The 16301-nt window shown below is 36.8% G+C and carries 17 protein-coding genes; 10 read left to right on the top strand and 7 right to left on the bottom strand.

Annotation, left to right across the window (positions count from 1 at the left end; translation table 11 throughout):
- Positions 1-95 precede the first annotated feature (95 nt).
- The 4 genes from CZ809_RS04730 to CZ809_RS04715 all read right to left on the bottom strand — a co-directional run bounded on the left by CZ809_RS04730 (position 96) and on the right by CZ809_RS04715 (position 5994).
- The gene (locus CZ809_RS04730) at positions 96-524 is read right to left on the bottom strand and encodes a hypothetical protein (protein ID WP_080156247.1); all 429 of its coding nucleotides are present in this window, start codon (positions 522-524) and stop codon (positions 96-98) included.
- Positions 525-1407: 883 nt separating this feature from the next.
- Positions 1408-4719, bottom strand: coding sequence for a COR domain-containing protein (locus CZ809_RS04725; protein ID WP_159447934.1), 3312 nt, complete (start codon positions 4717-4719; stop codon positions 1408-1410).
- A 115-nt stretch (positions 4720-4834) separates the two neighbouring features.
- Complete coding sequence (locus CZ809_RS04720) at positions 4835-5350, bottom strand: helix-turn-helix domain-containing protein (protein WP_080156245.1); 516 nt, start codon at positions 5348-5350, stop codon at positions 4835-4837.
- Positions 5351-5382: 32 nt separating this feature from the next.
- Positions 5383-5994 (bottom strand): helix-turn-helix domain-containing protein, encoded by a 612-nt coding sequence (locus CZ809_RS04715; protein ID WP_080156244.1) that lies wholly within the window; start codon positions 5992-5994, stop codon positions 5383-5385.
- A 93-nt stretch (positions 5995-6087) separates the two neighbouring features.
- Here CZ809_RS04715 and CZ809_RS04710 point away from each other — a divergent pair, with 93 nt between their 5' ends.
- The 7 genes from CZ809_RS04710 to CZ809_RS04680 all read left to right on the top strand — a co-directional run bounded on the left by CZ809_RS04710 (position 6088) and on the right by CZ809_RS04680 (position 10488).
- Positions 6088-6300, top strand: a complete 213-nt coding sequence (locus tag CZ809_RS04710) for a hypothetical protein (protein WP_045029659.1) — start codon at positions 6088-6090, stop codon at positions 6298-6300.
- 138 nt (positions 6301-6438) lie between these two features.
- A complete protein-coding gene (locus CZ809_RS04705) occupies positions 6439-6960 on the top strand; it encodes a phage regulatory CII family protein (RefSeq protein WP_080156243.1) in 522 nt (173 codons plus the stop codon).
- A 14-nt stretch (positions 6961-6974) separates the two neighbouring features.
- On the top strand, positions 6975-7250 hold the full coding sequence (gene repB / locus CZ809_RS04700; RefSeq protein ID WP_080156242.1) for a phage replication protein B: 276 nt from the start codon (positions 6975-6977) through the stop codon (positions 7248-7250).
- A gap of 26 nt (positions 7251-7276) precedes the next feature.
- Positions 7277-7651, top strand: a complete 375-nt coding sequence (locus CZ809_RS04695) for a hypothetical protein (RefSeq protein WP_080156241.1) — start codon at positions 7277-7279, stop codon at positions 7649-7651.
- The gene (locus CZ809_RS04690; RefSeq protein ID WP_065167605.1) at positions 7648-7875 is read left to right on the top strand and encodes a hypothetical protein; all 228 of its coding nucleotides are present in this window, start codon (positions 7648-7650) and stop codon (positions 7873-7875) included. The genes CZ809_RS04695 and CZ809_RS04690 overlap by 4 nt, the downstream gene beginning before the upstream one ends.
- Positions 7872-10205 (top strand): hypothetical protein, encoded by a 2334-nt coding sequence (locus tag CZ809_RS04685; protein ID WP_080156240.1) that lies wholly within the window; start codon positions 7872-7874, stop codon positions 10203-10205. The genes CZ809_RS04690 and CZ809_RS04685 overlap by 4 nt, the downstream gene beginning before the upstream one ends.
- A 76-nt stretch (positions 10206-10281) precedes the next feature.
- A complete protein-coding gene (locus tag CZ809_RS04680; protein WP_080156239.1) occupies positions 10282-10488 on the top strand; it encodes a hypothetical protein in 207 nt (68 codons plus the stop codon).
- Positions 10489-10494: 6 nt separating this feature from the next.
- On the opposite strand, the gene CZ809_RS04675 is transcribed toward CZ809_RS04680, so the two are convergent.
- From CZ809_RS04675 to CZ809_RS04665, 3 genes are all read right to left on the bottom strand, one after another.
- On the bottom strand, positions 10495-10746 hold the full coding sequence (locus tag CZ809_RS04675; protein WP_080156571.1) for an Ogr/Delta-like zinc finger protein: 252 nt from the start codon (positions 10744-10746) through the stop codon (positions 10495-10497).
- An 81-nt stretch (positions 10747-10827) separates the two neighbouring features.
- Positions 10828-11835: a phage portal protein gene (locus CZ809_RS04670; RefSeq protein WP_080156238.1), complete on the bottom strand. Its 1008-nt coding sequence runs from the start codon at positions 11833-11835 to the stop codon at positions 10828-10830.
- On the bottom strand, positions 11832-13595 hold the full coding sequence (locus CZ809_RS04665) for a terminase large subunit domain-containing protein (RefSeq protein WP_080156237.1): 1764 nt from the start codon (positions 13593-13595) through the stop codon (positions 11832-11834). The genes CZ809_RS04670 and CZ809_RS04665 overlap by 4 nt, the downstream gene beginning before the upstream one ends.
- 175 nt (positions 13596-13770) lie before the next feature.
- On the opposite strand from CZ809_RS04665, the gene CZ809_RS04660 reads away from it, so the two are divergent.
- From CZ809_RS04660 to gpM, 3 genes are read left to right on the top strand one after another with little or no spacing between them, the layout of a single operon-like run.
- The gene (locus tag CZ809_RS04660; RefSeq protein WP_080156236.1) at positions 13771-14559 is read left to right on the top strand and encodes a GPO family capsid scaffolding protein; all 789 of its coding nucleotides are present in this window, start codon (positions 13771-13773) and stop codon (positions 14557-14559) included.
- Positions 14560-15573 carry a phage major capsid protein, P2 family gene (locus CZ809_RS04655; protein ID WP_065167598.1) on the top strand — a complete coding sequence of 338 codons (1014 nt, stop codon included), beginning with the start codon at positions 14560-14562 and terminating at the stop codon, positions 15571-15573.
- 3 nt (positions 15574-15576) lie between these two features.
- A complete protein-coding gene (gpM, locus tag CZ809_RS04650) occupies positions 15577-16275 on the top strand; it encodes a phage terminase small subunit (protein WP_080156235.1) in 699 nt (232 codons plus the stop codon).
- Positions 16276-16301: the final 26 nt, after the last annotated feature.

Raw genomic sequence — 16301 nt, 5'->3', positions numbered from 1 at the left:
AAAGGGCGGTTATTTAACATTATTTCTATTTATGCGCACTAATAAACAAACCAATTTTTAGACAAAAAATATAATTGTCATATAAGACTAAAAATCTACTTATTTACAAGATAAACTGGTTGTGCAGCAAAAGATCCTATGATTGAAAGTACAGCAAAAACAGCAAAAACAGGTAGACTTATTAACGCTAATGTGCCAAATATTGATATCTGTATTGTTGACCCAAACAACCCGTAGACAAAGTTTGTTTCTTTTAGATTATAAAAAACAACACCTAACAATATTAATCCTCCGACGATCATTAACACTAAACCGTTTAGTGTATCATTACCACTTTCTAGACTACTCTCGTACCACATGTTTCCTATCTGCATTATTCCAACTGAAACAGCTAAGATAATAAATGATGAAAATTTAAAGAATCTGTGCCCAAACTTTTCATCACAGCGCTCATCGAAGATGAATAGTAAAAAGAGGGCTAGTGCCAGAACCAATAGTCCTCCTATTATTTTTAAAACTAGCAAATTACCTCCTCGTTACTTTTTAGGAAAAAAAACATATTAATAGCCTCACAAAATAAGCCTGCTCAATTATCTTAAAAAAAATAATTTCATTAATAAAAATTCAGTTACTTAAATATTTTCTATTTATTTTTAGTAAATCTACAATCAGGCAAACACCTTAGATTTATTTTAAATCTAAGGTGTTTATATCAATCCATCGAATCATAAATCGCTTATCAGTCTGATGTGACCCAAATAGCCCCTGAAAACGATTTTAAGACCACAAAAATAGATCACTCGCCTAGTATTGCTTTTCGCTAAAAACGGCTGTATTCAACAGTATCCATTTAATCCGCACTTCGTAATTACACTTCAACTTAATTGAAGGTTATAAGTCTTTTTTTAAGATACTAGTTGCATTGATATTAACAATAAATTGTAGTTAATGGTTTGTTGATTTTGTTACAGGATGTTTCAAAGGCCATTGCGCTTCATAATCAGGGTTAAAGCGCTACATTTCTAAATTTAAGCAAAACTTGTTAGTTCAATTTAAGTTAGTTTCTTTAATTGGTTTGTTATAGGTGGTTTCTAAAATTTCTAGAGTGTAGGCAAACTGGAGGAGGGGATGATTTCGTTTGGGTATACCTAAAATAGAAGTTGCTTAGTAAAAGTTCATTTTCAATCTTCTACATAGTGAAATATTCAAAGGGGATAGCTTCATCTTTATTGGACAATAGTTTGTGTATGCGTTTGCCTTATTATCCTTGTTGATAGCATTCACTGTAGGATAAATAGGGGGCATTTCAAAATAACTATCAATTTAGTGTTAAATGCTAAAAAGATTATATATGTATCGTTGGTGTAATTATCAACGATACATATTTCGATTTATTCAGTTTAAAGGTTAGCTTCCAATTCCTGTTAGTACAGCTAAAGGCATCGCTAATTTTGATGCTATATTGTTATATTTACTAGCTAAGGATTCAACTTGTGAATAAATATCACCAGCTTTATCAATAACTTTACCAACATTATTTGTTTTAGCGAGTACGTTAGTTAAAAAGTTTTCAACTCGAGCGAAGTGTTTAAGGTTTTTGTCTGCGCTTTCTTGATCTGATACATTTTTGTCTAATTCATCAATAGCATTAGATACCTTTTGGCATTCTTTTAATGCGTGCTCTTTTAAGACGCGATCACTACTAGTTAGATCATTGATATCGTCTACGATATCATCAATAACAAATTCAGATTGCCCTTTAAATGCTCGTAACTCTGCTTTTATAGCAGTCGCAGTCGCAGTCGCAGTCGCAGTCGCAGTTTGTGTTGTTGTTACTGTATTTGTCGCTGTTCCGCCATTAGCGGTATTGGTGATATCATTATTCATAGTAAAATTGATTAACCCGTTACCTTGTTTTAGTAATATTTGAAGAGCTCTATCTGTATCTTCTTTTTGTTCAATCTCACCCAATAAATCAGTTACAAGATATGTTTGCCCTATTTTTCCGCAGTGGTATGCATGTATTCCCATATTTTGTAAGCCTAGTAGTTCATCATAGCTTACTCTTTCATCAGTATCATCTAATTGTATAAGCTCATTCATGCCAATTTCTTTTGGATCCGCTAATCTATAAATTAGCTCTTTTATTATAGATCGTATCGTTATAAATAAATCTCTTTTATCTGGACCTATTGCTTTAATCTGAATTTCTTTAGAAACGCTATCAGAGTCAATTTTAGCTATGGCATCACAATAAGATGGCCTCAATATAGCACCTGTCCTCCAGCGACGATTACCTGAAATACTGTCATGAATTTTAACCAAAAATATTGGGATAAGAGCTGGTGGAAGTAAATGATCAAATTTAAAAATAAAATTTATACTTTGATGTTCATCGTCAAAAAAATTGAAATCACTTAAGTCAATCTGCGGGGGGAGTAGTGATGGTATCAAAAATTCGTCTTGTGTTGATGTCATATGACATAGGTCAAAAGTTTTCATTGCATCAATAATGTATTGCGCTTTATCATCAAAACGTTGATGTTCAGTATAATTATCTAGAGCTTTTTGTGCTTGTTTTGTCGTTATTATACCATTATTTTCCGCTAATGAATCTGAACGTATTAGCGCATATATCCCTTCTGTTATCCAATGAGGGTTTAATATTGCAGTATTATGAGAAGATAATTCTTTGAAGGCAATGACAGAGCCTAAATCATGAAGTAATTGTAATAATGTATCTTTAGCTAGTTTACTTTTTATATCATGCTCTGCACAAATTTTTTTATAATCATGTAGATATAATAGATCTTCTTTATCTGCTTGTTTTTTTAGCTCATTTTTTACTATTAGCCAATTTGTTGGTAATTCAATTCTTCTCATTGATAAGTTAATAACGAGATGGCTTAATTCTTCTTTGAGGCCTTTTAATCCATCTTCTGTTTTACAGGAAATTTCATGAAAATTTTCAATGTTTTTAAATTTAGTTTTTAATTTCTGTGTCTGAATATCACTGTGAGGATTCTCATCAGTTTTATTTTTAACTACTAAAATTGGTGGTTTTCCACCTAAGCTGTTTATTTGTGTTAACCATTTATCGATATCTTGATCTTTATGTTGGTCATTTTTTCTATCTTCAACAACAAGAACATAAATACTTCTTTTAGATAGAAATAGCTGATGTGTAGCTTGTAGTATTTGTTGACCACCAAAATCCCAAATTGAAGCTTTTATTATATCTCCATTTGGAGCTTTAATATTTAAACAACTAATTTCAATACCATCAGTTTGTTCTTCATAAGAAGAGAAACTATTATCTACAAGACGTTTCATTAAAGATGTTTTTCCTACTGCACCATCTCCAACAAATATTATTTTTGCTTCATTTAGAGTTGAGGTTTCTCCTTCCATTGAATCATAATATTCACTTATAGCATTAGAACCCTGTTTTATGATTTCTAACGGTGGGTTTTCAATAGGATTTTGCGATATTATTAATTCAGGACTACGGTCTTCTTTATTTAATGTGTCAATACCTAAATATTCAAATCTTGATAATTTATTAGCTATATTTATAGAGTAGTGAGTTGCAATTTTTTTCGGTATGTTAACTATATTTGACTTTGATATCGTTACTTTATTTATATTGAAATTCCACTTTTCTGGAAATTTATCTAATTTATTTTGGTCTGATGTTAAGACTTCTAGGTTTTTTATTTTTTCAATAAAATCAAGATCTTCTATGCCAGTGTTGATCAACTTTAATACTGATAGGTTATTACAATCACTTTTTAGGTCAATTTTTATTTTTTGGTTTATAATTGATAGAGATTCTAATTTTTCTAATTTAAATAATTGTGATATATCTTCTTGAGGGAGGTTGCAATTTTCTAAATCAAGGATATTGAGATTCTTATTTTTCAATAAATCATCAATATTTTTTATGTTTACAGAGGATAACTTTAGGTGTATTAAATTTTTCGAGTGTATCTCTAGGTTGATTTTTTCTTTATTTAATCTACCACTAAATGAAGAAAATAGATTAAATTTTTCTAAGTTTTCATTTTCTATATTTATATTTATATTTAAATTGTTTCTGACGGGTAATGTAATAGATTTTAATGACTTTATATTGAAAATATCTTCAATTAATGACTGATCTAAATTGATAAACGCAAAAAAATTATAGATTGATAATTCTTTTAAGTTTTTAAGCGAATGATTGACAGAGCTTTCTTTATTATCATTTATTCTATCTACATGGAGTGATAAAGAATTTATTTTTTTTGGGAAAAGTATATTATTTGTGTTGATTTTTTTTTCATCGTCAAATGATAGTGTAAGATTAACTTTTTCATTTAAAAAAGATATATCTGTTTTTTCTTCTGTGTTTACTTTGAAAAGGATATTGTCTTGATCTTTATATTCGGATAAAAGTGATAATGAATTAATGTCATAATATCCAGGTAATGTTTTTAATTTTAAAGTTAAATTATATTCTTGTGCTGTTTTTATAATTTCATTAGCAGATATTAAGATGTTTGTAATTTGTTCGCGTGTATCTATATAAATAATATTAAATGAATCATCAATTATAATTGTAGTTAAATAATATTCTCCTTTTTTATACAATTCGTTGTTATTTTCATCTGAAATCACAAAGCCATCATAAGTGTCTCTTAAAATTGAGAGAGCGAATTTTTTTATATTTTCTAACATAAGTAGTAGACCCATTAGAGTTGTTTAAAAAGATCATTATTTATTGCCATAACAATATGACTAATAATTTTAATATCTTCTTGTGATATTTGAATTAAAGAATCTATAAAACTCATCACCAATTTTTATCTAGTAATAGATATAGATGGTTAATCGATAGCGAACTATCTATATCTATTAAGTATTTACCTAATGTTGTATTTGTCTCAAGTGTATTAACAAAAAAGAAGCTACTTTTTTGTTCTACAACTGTTGTTGATGATTCCTCTAAGTTATACTCTTCTAGAGGAATTAAATTTAAAGGTATATGACCTTTAGTTTCTAAATTCCTATTTAATCTTTTTTCTATAAGAAGTGTTTTTATTGAAGATTTTTCTGTTTTCTTAAATCTTTCTCCCTCATCTAATGTTAAATATCTTAAAGATGCCTCTGTAACTAGACATATTCTAACGATAATCTCATGTTGGATCATATCTCGTCGATGCGACGTCGCTATTGTTGTTCTCGGAACACCAATAAGTTGTGCAAGCTTACTGAGATTAGATGCACCAGTAACTGTTAGTAGTCTAGTGGTGAAATCCTTACCGCCTGTGTAATTAAATGTCTTAATTTCTGGTTGAGATATAGTCATCAAGAGTTACCGTAATAGAATATTTTGTTTATTTACTCTTTGCATATAGCTAATGCAACACGACCAATCACTCTAATATCTTCCTCCGCAACCTCAATTGAAGAATCCCCAAAACTCATCGCTAACTTCTTACCCGGTAAACGTTGTAAATGATTAACTGAAAGAGATCCGTCAATATCAATTAAGTATCGACCAGACGCTGGGTTTACTTCTTGGGTATTAACAAAAAGTAATTCAAAACCATTTTCAATGATTTTGGTATTTTGAATATCGATGTCGTAATGATTCAGTAATGTTATATCAAAGCTGACATCACCACCGTCTTCAACTAATACACCATTCTGTAATTTGGTTCGAATAAACGTTTTTGATTGAGTGTTTTCAGCTGAATTTACTTGGAAAGGTTCACCTTCATCTAGAAGTAACCATCTTAATGATAATCCTGTAGCCAAATGAACAATAATAGATATTTCAAATGGCGTCGTATCACGCTGCAACCACGTCGAAATAGTACCTTTTGGAATTCCAAGTCTTCTTGCGAGTCCTGTGTCAGTAGTCTCACTAAGTATTGACTTCAATTTAATAATGTAATCTTTACCGCCTGAATAATTAAAGCGCTTCAATTTATCTTGATTGTTAGTCATTTGAGTCCTATAATCTTTCCGGTGAGTTACTTTTGTATCGAGTGAAGGCGATAAGTAACGAGTGAAACGTTCATAACTTCTTAGGATACCACTATGCTGCAATATCAAATAGCAATAACCACTCCATTTGTTACGGTTGACCAATATTGCATCCTTACAGGGATGGCAAAGGGCACTGTTATTGATTACATCCGTAAAGGCCGAATCTTCATTAAGAAGAAAGAGCTACCACGTGAAAAGCCCCTCATCAATATGGTTGCCATGCATCAACTTGCTTTAAAAGAAGCAGAGCTTCAAGTGGGGTAGCGTGTGTACGCAAATGCCTTATTAAAAATCATAGACCAACTAATTATGAGTCATAGATTAAGGAGGTAAAGCGGATTTGACTGATAAATCATGTCTGCTTTGCTCATTTGAATTGTTGCATATTCAAGGTCGATAACAATGTATGCCGCTGATCCCGTTAAACACGATGCTTTTGAAAGTGCAGCTATCCGGTTTGCTGAGAAAGAGAACCTAGAGAAAATCGCAATGGAGTGCGCAATAAGACCACAGATTCTTCGGAACAAACTGAACCCTAATCAACCACATCAATTAACCGTGCGTGAGTTGATGCTTATTACTAAACAAAGTGAGAATTGTGATCTCGTCAATAGCGTGTTGCTGGATTTGGATTTAACGGCAGTACGTTTACCGTCGAGAGGTGAGGGTAAATCACCTGTTATGGCCGCAATGGCGATCAGTAGTCACACTGGTGATATAAGCCGCCATCTTGCTGAAGCTGAAAGTACTAAACGCTTAACGCGACATAGAAAAAATCAAATTGTCACTAAAGCTCAAGCTGCTATGCGTGAATTAGCTTTATTGATGAACGATGTTGAAAACCGTTGTCAGGGTACTACGCCATTTATTTCGATGTGTACCGACGCGGTGATGAACGGTTTACCCATTCCCGGTTGGGCATAAAGGAATAGATAATTATGGCACAAGCTCAACGTATTCCGACAGTGGAACAATCATTAGCCAATATACATGCCTTGTTTGGTAGCCAGTCACATGCCGGTTTGGTGTATGACAATTTACCAGAAGACTTTAGACGAGCTATCTGCTCAGCTGCTCGTTTAACTAAAGCGCATATAAACATGCCCCTTGCTGATATGGATGAAGTATCGCGGGCGAAGTTACATCGTGCCATCAATACATTAGCAGATGCATTAAAGCCATTAGCTAATCGTTCATTGAAAGATTTTAGATAAATACGTTAGGTTATTTAGGGGGCTGTATGAATAAGTTATTAGAACAAGCGCAACAAATTGCAATCGATGCAAATAAATTAAACCGTTTAATTAAACATGAGTATAGAGAAGTATCTCCTGCAGCACGTTTAATTACTGAATTATCACAGTTAGTCTTTGAGCATAGAGAAAACCACAAACTATTCCTCACATTAAATATTGATTCATATAATATTTCATCACAAAGCGGTGTTATTGATTTTAATATTCATGAATATATAAAAGAAAATGATGTGGATATTAGCGTTTCATTGCAATCACCCACTTTAGTTGATGAATTACTCTCATATAGAGATCAGGTTCTAGTCAATATTGAGTTGGCACAGCAGCATGCTTTATTACAAAGCGAGCAATATGCATGAATTATTTAGCAGCGTTTATTAATAAAGACGGTGATTTTGTTCGTGATAATGAAACGGCAGAGGTAATGAATTTATCTTTGGGTGAATTTGAACGTCGCGTTTTAGCGATTGAATCTGCCAAAATATCATTGCAATGCGAATTTGAAATCAATGGTGTACTTGTTAAAGGAAATAACCAAGGTGGATTTTTGGTGTGTGATACACAGGAGTTTGCTCAGTTATGATGAAATTTTCAGAAAATAAATTATCCGGGCTTATGTCCGGATTTTTTTCAACTCAAGAAATTAGATTATGTACTGGTGCATCACCGAACTTAATCAATGAAGCTGAATTCTTTTTACAAGATCACTCAAACGATAAAGTTTTAAAACAAGCATTACATTATTTTGATCCAAGATTTCCACGAAACTTTGCCCCGCAGGGCAGTCGCGAAGCGGCTGGGGGTAATAGCCTTGTCCAGCGGCGCAAAAGTCCGACAAGGGAGGAATTAGCGCAAAAAGGGGCTAAAGCGACAACAAGAGCTAAGAAGCAACGCCTTAAGCAATGGGGGTATTTGTTTAAAAAAGTGAAAGCTCACCGTGGTGAGAATGTCAGGTATGAACTCGCACCTAAACCATTACCGTTTGAGCCGATTAATCTTAATTGGCAACACGATCCAATGGGATGTCTTAATGCACATGGATTCGTTCAAAATGCACCTGTTATGGCTCGGTTATTTCATCGTGGTTGGTCAAATGAATGGCGTATTCGATTACAAGCCCAATCTCGGCCATCAACTATGCCACCCGCTCAATCTGGTGATAGGTTTACGGATAAGTTAACAGATGGTGCCGTGCGTAAAGTGTTTGAATCGGGTGCGTATGTTCAAGCATTACGTGGTGGTTACACTACCTTTGGTACGTTAACGTTTACTGAAGAACAGCGGGAGAAAATTCTTACCAGTAAACCCCAATCTAAAAATAGAATTAAACCAGGAGTTCGGGGAACTATTGTTGTTATGAGTCCTCATTCCCGAGAGCCGTATCGTATTAAAGCTTCGGGTTTATTTTCATGGTTAGATGATATGGGAAAAGAAGGTGAGCTGGCCGCCATTAACCAAGAAGCGATTAAGCCAACTGGTGAGGTTGATGATTTTGGTCGTAAGATATTTGATATTGGTGATCCCAGTATCAGAGCAAGTGGACCATGGACAAAAATTCGTGCTTATCACCCTGATTCAAGTATTGGTACTGAAGTCAGTCGCTTTATTGATTTAGCACAGAAGATGTATCAACGTGGTTGGACGCCTGATTATATGCCTGTTCGAGTAAAGCGAGGACAGGAACGAGTAAAACCTGCAGGTACAAAATGCGGTAATGTTATTGCTGATGGTTCTTTTACACCTATTCGTCGTGGTGATTGTAAAGATAAGATAATTCAGCACCCTCGTTGTAAACAAATAAAGAAAGACGTATTTAAAATTGGTGCAGTCCCTCTGGATTATTGTTGGGTAGCAGAAATGCCAGCTAATGAAGATGGAGAGCCAAATCCCCATGTTCATATTTTATTACGTTGGCAAGTACCTAAAACCCACTTTTTTGCATGGGTCGGACGGTTAGAGCGTATTTGGGGTAATGGTTTTGCCAAAATAGAACGTATTAAGCATGCTAAAGCGGGGGCTTCGTATTTAGTGAAAGCAGTAGGTTATGCAGCTAAGGGAAGTGATGGTAATCAAGGTTTGATTAGGGGGAACCGTTACGGTATCGGTGCCGTTTCAAGAGCCAAAGGTTGGAAAGAAATGGGCAGCTTCATCGCTGATAATATGGCCGCAATTATTGCTGAATGTGAAGAGAAACTGGCACGTAGTAATGCACATTACAATGCTGTGGTTATGTATTCTCAAATTAAACTTAATAAAGCCAAAAAATATTACCAAATTAATAAGAATAATAAGAAATTAACGGCAGAAATTAAAGCGCAACGGGCTGAAAAGCTAACAGCTAGAATGCTTGAATGTGATAAGGCAATTACGGAAGCAAAAGATGCTAAACGTCAACGCGGTGTTATTGCTGTAGGCCATTATCAAATTACATTTATGGGTGATAACGCCACACAAAAGTTTGATGATTTTTTAGGATGGGCATTTAATAATCGCCAATGGCAAGCCAATACACGAAATGAAGCTATTAAAGTTGAATTAGAACAGAACAAAGCAGCGCTAGTTGAAGTGATGAAGGAAGAGCATGCTGCATTACAAGATAATTTGGATATTACAGATCAGCAGTTAGAGCGTTTAGCTTATCTCGATAACCGTTTAGATAATGTACATAAAGATATTAACTATGCTCGCTTATCAAGATTACGTATGGCAAATACATTAAAACAACAGCGTAGCTATTGGCGCCATTATTCTTCAACGTTATCTGAAAAGCGTTCAAGTTTGGATTATTGGACGTCATTTTTAAATAGGTATGAGTTGGAAACTGATTGTGACGACTGGGATACTTGTATGACTATTGTGCATGAAAACGACTTAGGATGCATAAATAAAAATAATAGGATGCCTGTTTTTTAATGTATATATACCTGAAAACTATACATAGGCACCAATACTACTGTATATTAATACAGTAGTTTGTGAGGGTATTCCTATGGATAAAAACGAACAATTAACAGAAGCCATGGATTTTATTATTGAGGCTATTGCTCAGAGTACTGATGAAAATAGTAAAGCAGAGATAGGCTATTACTTAGCAAATCTGGTAATTATGGATCACCAACAAGAATTTAGTGCGCGCAAGAAAAAGCGCTTAATGGTGTTGCTAAAAAAAGCGGATGAAATAAAAGCAATGAGGTAATTCTAGCTAGAACATTGATAATTGATTCTGCAATTGTTTTATTTTTTCAGGTGATAATACTTTGATTAATGAAACAATTAGTTCATCCGTATTTTTTGCTGAAGGGCTAAGTGTGTGACTAAAACCAAGCGACATAACAAAAGAGTGTCCACATTCAGGATCTGAACATGAGCAATATAAATCGGCAGAATCTGTTGAGAACCAATTGGTTTTACTGATTCGAGCATTTTTACCACATTGATTACATTTAATGCGCATAGCCATATGAATAATCCTCACTGTTATATCACTCTAATTTTAAATTAAAATGAGTGCTATTAATATGATTTTATTAATAAATTAACCGTCTAGAGTGTTATTTTTAGTCTCGAAATGACACTGTATTTTAGGGTTTGATACTATTTCTTTATCATTGTTAATTTCATCTGTAATGATGTCACAAACAGGTATCACTTCGTTTTGTTGATAAACAACATCATATTTTAAAGGGTCGCCTAATCCTGCTGTATTGGCTGGAATTATACCTGCAAGACCAGGGGGGAATCGGTGTGCGGCCAACACGTCTTGTGCTGTTATTTCTTTGATCGCTTTAAATTCATCTTTAGTCGCAATATCACCCACGGGAATGAGTTGAATGCCTTTTTCTGTGCCATTCGGAATATTAACAAACATAGAACGAAAATTGCCGACGCCTTTGGAGCTTGCGATGGTTTTTTTCATTTCCTCTTCATCTTCTGCAGATAAGTTGGGATCCGTGGCATAGAAGATAAATCCCATATGCGCCCCGTTAAGAAAATACTTACGGCGAAACATGGTGGCATCATTATTAAGTAGCGCTGATTGCACGCCGCCTAAATAATCAGGTACCCCATATTTATCTTGATAAGGGTCATACTGAGCAATAAAAATGATGTCGTTCGCGGGATAAAGGATATGTTTACCGTCTTGTTGTAATAGCAACCAATCACCATTTTTCTTTCGACGCATAAACATTGATGGCAATGGATACAAGCGTGTAATACGACCGACACGATCACGTATTTTAAGTATGTGACAATCACCAAATTGGATATAGTTTTGGCAGATAGCTTTCATTTGGCGTTTACGTAATCCACCGCCACTAATAAAGCGGCGTGAAATCATATTGGCACGGGAATGCACGACTGCAGAGTGATAACCATTGGTTGAAAGTAGTTTAGCAAGGCCAATCCGTGAAATTGGTGGCGTATAGAACTCACTAAAAGCATCATAAAAGACCCCCATGTAGTCGGCCATGCTGTTGCCTAGTGTGTTTTCAACACCACCAAAGCTAAAATGTAGTGGTTTGTTCTTGGTTGTTTCCGTCATTGAGTTACTGTCCATGTCGATTTACGTTGTTTTTGGTTTAGGGGCTCTTTGGCGATAGCATGCGCGATAGCAAAAAATACATCAGCGTGACCGGTAGCTGCATCGCGTGAGGCTTTAAAGGTCATTGCATTTCCACTGCCCGTGGCGGTACGCGTGATGGCCATAAATGACATCAAGACATCTTTATGCTCTGCATCAAAAGCCAAACGGTTATCTTCAATCACATCAATCATCTTCATGACCAATCTGTTTTTTGCCTCAACACTGTAATGAATCGGCATGGTTTCGCGCGGAAAAGCTTCTTGAAGTAATTCATATACGCCGGCACCAATACCTGTGATATCGACCCCAATATGAGTGACGTTATAACGTTGAAAGAGCTTCTTTATTTCATTGACTTGGTATTTGAAATTCAGTCCACGCCATGAGAATTTCTCTAATAACCTGAACTTTTCAGGGGCAAGAATAGGGGGAGCGATTGCCACTAAACTGGCATTGTCTCGGGTTCGACTTGGATCATATCCTAGCCATACTTCACGGTTACCAAATGGCCGTGCTGCTGTCGGTTTAAAATCCTTCCAATGACTGGCATCCACCATGGCTTGTTCAAGTTTACTGAAACTAAAGACGCTATGGCTGTCATCGACGAATATACACATGAACAGGTTTTGAAAATCTGATTTATTGTATTCGTCTCGTAGTTCGTCAATATCAAAAAGAGTACAGCCACCATTGACTGCATCTTCAATGGTAACAATGTAGCGCCATTGCCTATCAGGGCATCGAATTCCTTTTTGCATGGCTTCAAAGCTAGGGAACTCAATAGTTTCTCGTGCTTTACGACCTTGTCGCCATTCATCACCAGTCCAAAAACCATAGGCGGGGTGGGCTTTTGTTGATGGGGTTGAGAAATACGTTTTGCGCCACTTAGTATGGGTGGCCATCGCAGAGGCTAATTTGTTGAGCTTCTTAAATTGCGGGATCCAAAAGTATTCATCGATGTAAACATGCCCGTGATATGACTGCGCGGTGTTACTGTTTGTCGATAAAAAGTGTAATTCTGCATTTCCATGGGCTGTTTTTAGCACCATAGGGTTACCGCTAAGTTCAATATCGAAAAAGGTTTTTGCCATCGATATGATGTAGCGGCGGAATACTTCGGCTTGTGCTTTTGATGCACTTAGAAATATCTGGTTATCACCGGTTAATACTGCATTTTCAAACGCTTCCCCTGCGAAGTAATAGGTCGCGCCAATCTGGCGTGATTTGAGGATGTTACGAATACGCTCCCCAAGGTTCGCCCGCATCACTTGTTGATAAGCAAATAAGGAGTCATTCCATTCAGTAAAGTCAGCGGCTGTTAATTGGCTAACATCATTTGGGGTGGGCTTTGTTTTTTTCTTCTTCTCTTTATTGGGTCGAGGGGATGAAACGGGAGGATGATTGTTATCTTGTTCATTGTCTGAATAAAGGGATTGCCCACGGAGCTTTTTGAGCTTGAGTTGGTGATCCATTAATAGGCTCATTTCTTTGAGCTGCATGTCATTTTTTTCAGGTAAACCGACTAACAAAGCATAACGACGGGCTATCGCTTCGTCGGCTTGCTCTTCCCGTAACAAATCGCGCCACCCATGTTTATCAGCCCAGTGATAAATAATGCGTGACGAATTAAGCCGCAATTCTGCAGCAATTTCTTTGGGCGTTAACAACTTCAAATAAAGTCGTTTCGCTGCCTCTTTTATTTCAATTGAATAAGCCATGACGCAATATTACCTGTAACGGTAACGCTTTTGACGGGTTTGTGTTCGGTGTTTTTCTATTTTGTTGCATATCCGAATGCACTTGAACGCAATTGAGTGATCTAATGTTTTTGGTTGCGTATATTTGTGTTGCAGGGAAAAGAAACATCATTAATTAAGTAAGGCACAGTATGTAATGGCAGGGAAGATAACAACGGACTGGGTGCGAATTGCTACTGCAGGTGAAACCGTCGATGGCCGCACCATAGAAGCAAGTTGGATCACTGACATGGCTGAAACGTACAACTCCAAAAAATATGCCGCCTTGATTTGGCCTGAGCATACTCGATGGGGGGGTAATTATGGTGAAGTACTGGAGGTTAAAGCAGAAGAGGTTGAAGGCGAAACTACGTTATTTGCACGTTTATCACCGAATAGTCGATTAGTTTTCGCCAATGAACAAGGGCAGATGCTTTATACCAGTATTGAGGTGCATCCTGATTTTCAAAAAACAGGAAAAGCCTATTTGATTGGTTTAGCGGTAACAGATAGCCCAGCATCAACCGGCACGGATAAGCTGAGTTTTAACCAACAGCAACAGGGTGTGATTTTTTCTACACCCTTACGGCTTGAGATTGACAAGATAACAGAAGAAAAAGCGGGTTTATTTCATCGTTTGTTTTCTTCTGATAAACCAGAAAGCAAGGAAGCAGACATGACCCCAGAAGAGCGGGCAGCATTTGCGGCAGAAACAGCCACAGCATTAGCTGAACAATTACAACCGATGTTCAGTGCATTAGCTCCGTTAGCACCAGAAGATAAACAGGGTGAAGAAGCACCTGCAATGGTGACATTGGCGCAATACAACCAATTAGATGAAACGTTGCAAGGTCTGAAAACAGAGTTTGAAGCATTTAAACGCCAAGAACCTCAAGGTCAAGAGCCCCACGGCGATCATGGTACAGAACAAGTGGAGCTTAATTAAATGGGTTTGAATGTATTAGCGACAAAATATGTTGAAGAATTTGCCACAGAACTGGCAAAGCAATATGGCATCAGTGATCCCTCTAAACAGTTTGCGATAACCGGTCCTAAAGAAACCCAGCTACGTAAAGCGTTATTGGAATCTGTGGATTTTCTTAAAGCCATTACGACACAAGATGTTGATCAGATTAAAGGTCAAGTGGTCGATGTGGGTATTAATACATTACGTACCGGTCGTAAATCGTCAGGGCGTTTTAAAAGTACCGTTGGCGTTGATGGTAATGAGTACGAGCTGATTAAAACAGATTCGTGTGCAGCGTTACCGTGGTCATTGTTATGTGTGTGGGCGAATGCGGGCAGTGCGGGTGAGTTCATGCGTTTGATTAATGAAACCTCTAATCAATCTTTTGCGCTTGATATGATCCGTATTGGCTTTAATGGTGTCAGTGTGTCTGAAGATACAGACCCTAAAGCCCATCCTCTGGGTGAAGATGTCAATAAAGGCTGGCAACAGCTTGTGAAAGAGAAACACCCTAAGCAAGTCATTGAAGTCGATGTTTATTTAGACCCCACCAATGGCACGTATAAATCACTCGATGCGATGGCGTCTGACTTGATTCACTCGTGTATTGATCCGAGTTTCCAAAATGACCCGCGTTTAGTGGTGTATGTCGGTTCTGATTTAGTGGCCGCAGAGCAACAGCGTCTATTGAACGCAGCAACCACCCCAACAGAGAAAAATGCCGCGCAACAATTGGCAAACACGATTGCCGGTCGACGTGCATTAACACCGCCATTTTTCCCGAGTAAACGAATGACGGTCACTATTCCTAAAAATTTGATTATTAATACTCAAAAAGGAACCCGTAAACGTAAAGCTCAAGATGTTGAAGATCGTGAAGCGTTTGAAAGTACGTATTGGCGCATGGAAGGGTATGCCGTTGCTGAGCCTAAAGCGTATGCCTCGTTTGATGAAGCGCATGTAACGATTGGTCCTAAACCAGCAGAAGGTTAACAGATGGGGTTATCACCGATTCAGCAATATCACCAACAGATTGATGCTCAGCATATAACGGTTGATAACGGACATTATTCTTTCGCTGACAAGCAGCAATTACATGACATTGCCCTTGAGCAAGATTTAGCGCAGCTAAAAATGCTTGGTCGTATTAGTGACAAAATTGAGTTTAAAAAAACGGTGTTACTGCCTAAATATAGACCGATGGCAGAGCAACACCTTGCCTCAAAGCAAGTGAACCAAGATGTAATTTTTCAATATGTTGTGGTGTGGCTATTTGATACTGAGCAATTTGATACCGCCATTGAATGGGCATTAATAGCGATTACGCAGGGGCAAGGGTTGCCCATCGCCAAACGGACTTGGCCTGCCTTTATTGCCGATGAGGTATTGATATGGTCTGAACGAGAAGCGGAAAAAGGCAACAGTGTTGAACCGTATTTTTCGGCTGTATTTGAAAAAGTTATGGACGTATGGCGCTTAAATGAAGCGTTAACCGCAAAGTATTACAAGTTCGCAGGGTTACAGTTATTGCGGGATGAAAGCGGCAAAGCGGTTGCCACCGGTATTGGTGACATAGAACAACTACACCAGGCAAAAACATTATTAGAAACAGCCATGGACATTCACCCTAAATGCGGGGCGAAAACCCAAATAGATAAGATAGCGATGCGCCTACGGGCATTAGAGAAAATGTAACCACTCCCAACCATTGCGCCCGCTTG

Source organism: Photobacterium piscicola (assembly GCF_900166965.1).
Lineage (GTDB): Bacteria > Pseudomonadota > Gammaproteobacteria > Enterobacterales > Vibrionaceae > Photobacterium > Photobacterium piscicola.
This window is presented reverse-complemented; position numbering and strand designations above follow the sequence as displayed.

Bases quoted from the DNA above. Each gene is read 5' to 3' on its own strand.
- CZ809_RS04725 (WP_159447934.1), bottom strand. From the start codon at position 4,719: ATGTTAGAAAATATAAAAAAATTCGCTCTCTCAATTTTAAGAGACACT.
- CZ809_RS04720 (WP_080156245.1), bottom strand. From the start codon at position 5,350: ATGACTATATCTCAACCAGAAATTAAGACATTTAATTACACAGGCGGT.
- CZ809_RS04715 (WP_080156244.1), bottom strand. From the start codon at position 5,994: ATGACTAACAATCAAGATAAATTGAAGCGCTTTAATTATTCAGGCGGT.
- CZ809_RS04710 (WP_045029659.1), top strand. From the start codon at position 6,088: ATGCTGCAATATCAAATAGCAATAACCACTCCATTTGTTACGGTTGAC.
- CZ809_RS04705 (WP_080156243.1), top strand. From the start codon at position 6,439: ATGTATGCCGCTGATCCCGTTAAACACGATGCTTTTGAAAGTGCAGCT.
- repB (WP_080156242.1), top strand. From the start codon at position 6,975: ATGGCACAAGCTCAACGTATTCCGACAGTGGAACAATCATTAGCCAAT.
- CZ809_RS04695 (WP_080156241.1), top strand. From the start codon at position 7,277: ATGAATAAGTTATTAGAACAAGCGCAACAAATTGCAATCGATGCAAAT.
- CZ809_RS04690 (WP_065167605.1), top strand. From the start codon at position 7,648: ATGAATTATTTAGCAGCGTTTATTAATAAAGACGGTGATTTTGTTCGT.
- CZ809_RS04685 (WP_080156240.1), top strand. From the start codon at position 7,872: ATGATGAAATTTTCAGAAAATAAATTATCCGGGCTTATGTCCGGATTT.
- CZ809_RS04680 (WP_080156239.1), top strand. From the start codon at position 10,282: ATGGATAAAAACGAACAATTAACAGAAGCCATGGATTTTATTATTGAG.
- CZ809_RS04675 (WP_080156571.1), bottom strand. From the start codon at position 10,746: ATGCGCATTAAATGTAATCAATGTGGTAAAAATGCTCGAATCAGTAAA.
- CZ809_RS04670 (WP_080156238.1), bottom strand. From the start codon at position 11,835: ATGACGGAAACAACCAAGAACAAACCACTACATTTTAGCTTTGGTGGT.
- CZ809_RS04665 (WP_080156237.1), bottom strand. From the start codon at position 13,595: ATGGCTTATTCAATTGAAATAAAAGAGGCAGCGAAACGACTTTATTTG.
- CZ809_RS04660 (WP_080156236.1), top strand. From the start codon at position 13,771: ATGGCAGGGAAGATAACAACGGACTGGGTGCGAATTGCTACTGCAGGT.
- CZ809_RS04655 (WP_065167598.1), top strand. From the start codon at position 14,560: ATGGGTTTGAATGTATTAGCGACAAAATATGTTGAAGAATTTGCCACA.
- gpM (WP_080156235.1), top strand. From the start codon at position 15,577: ATGGGGTTATCACCGATTCAGCAATATCACCAACAGATTGATGCTCAG.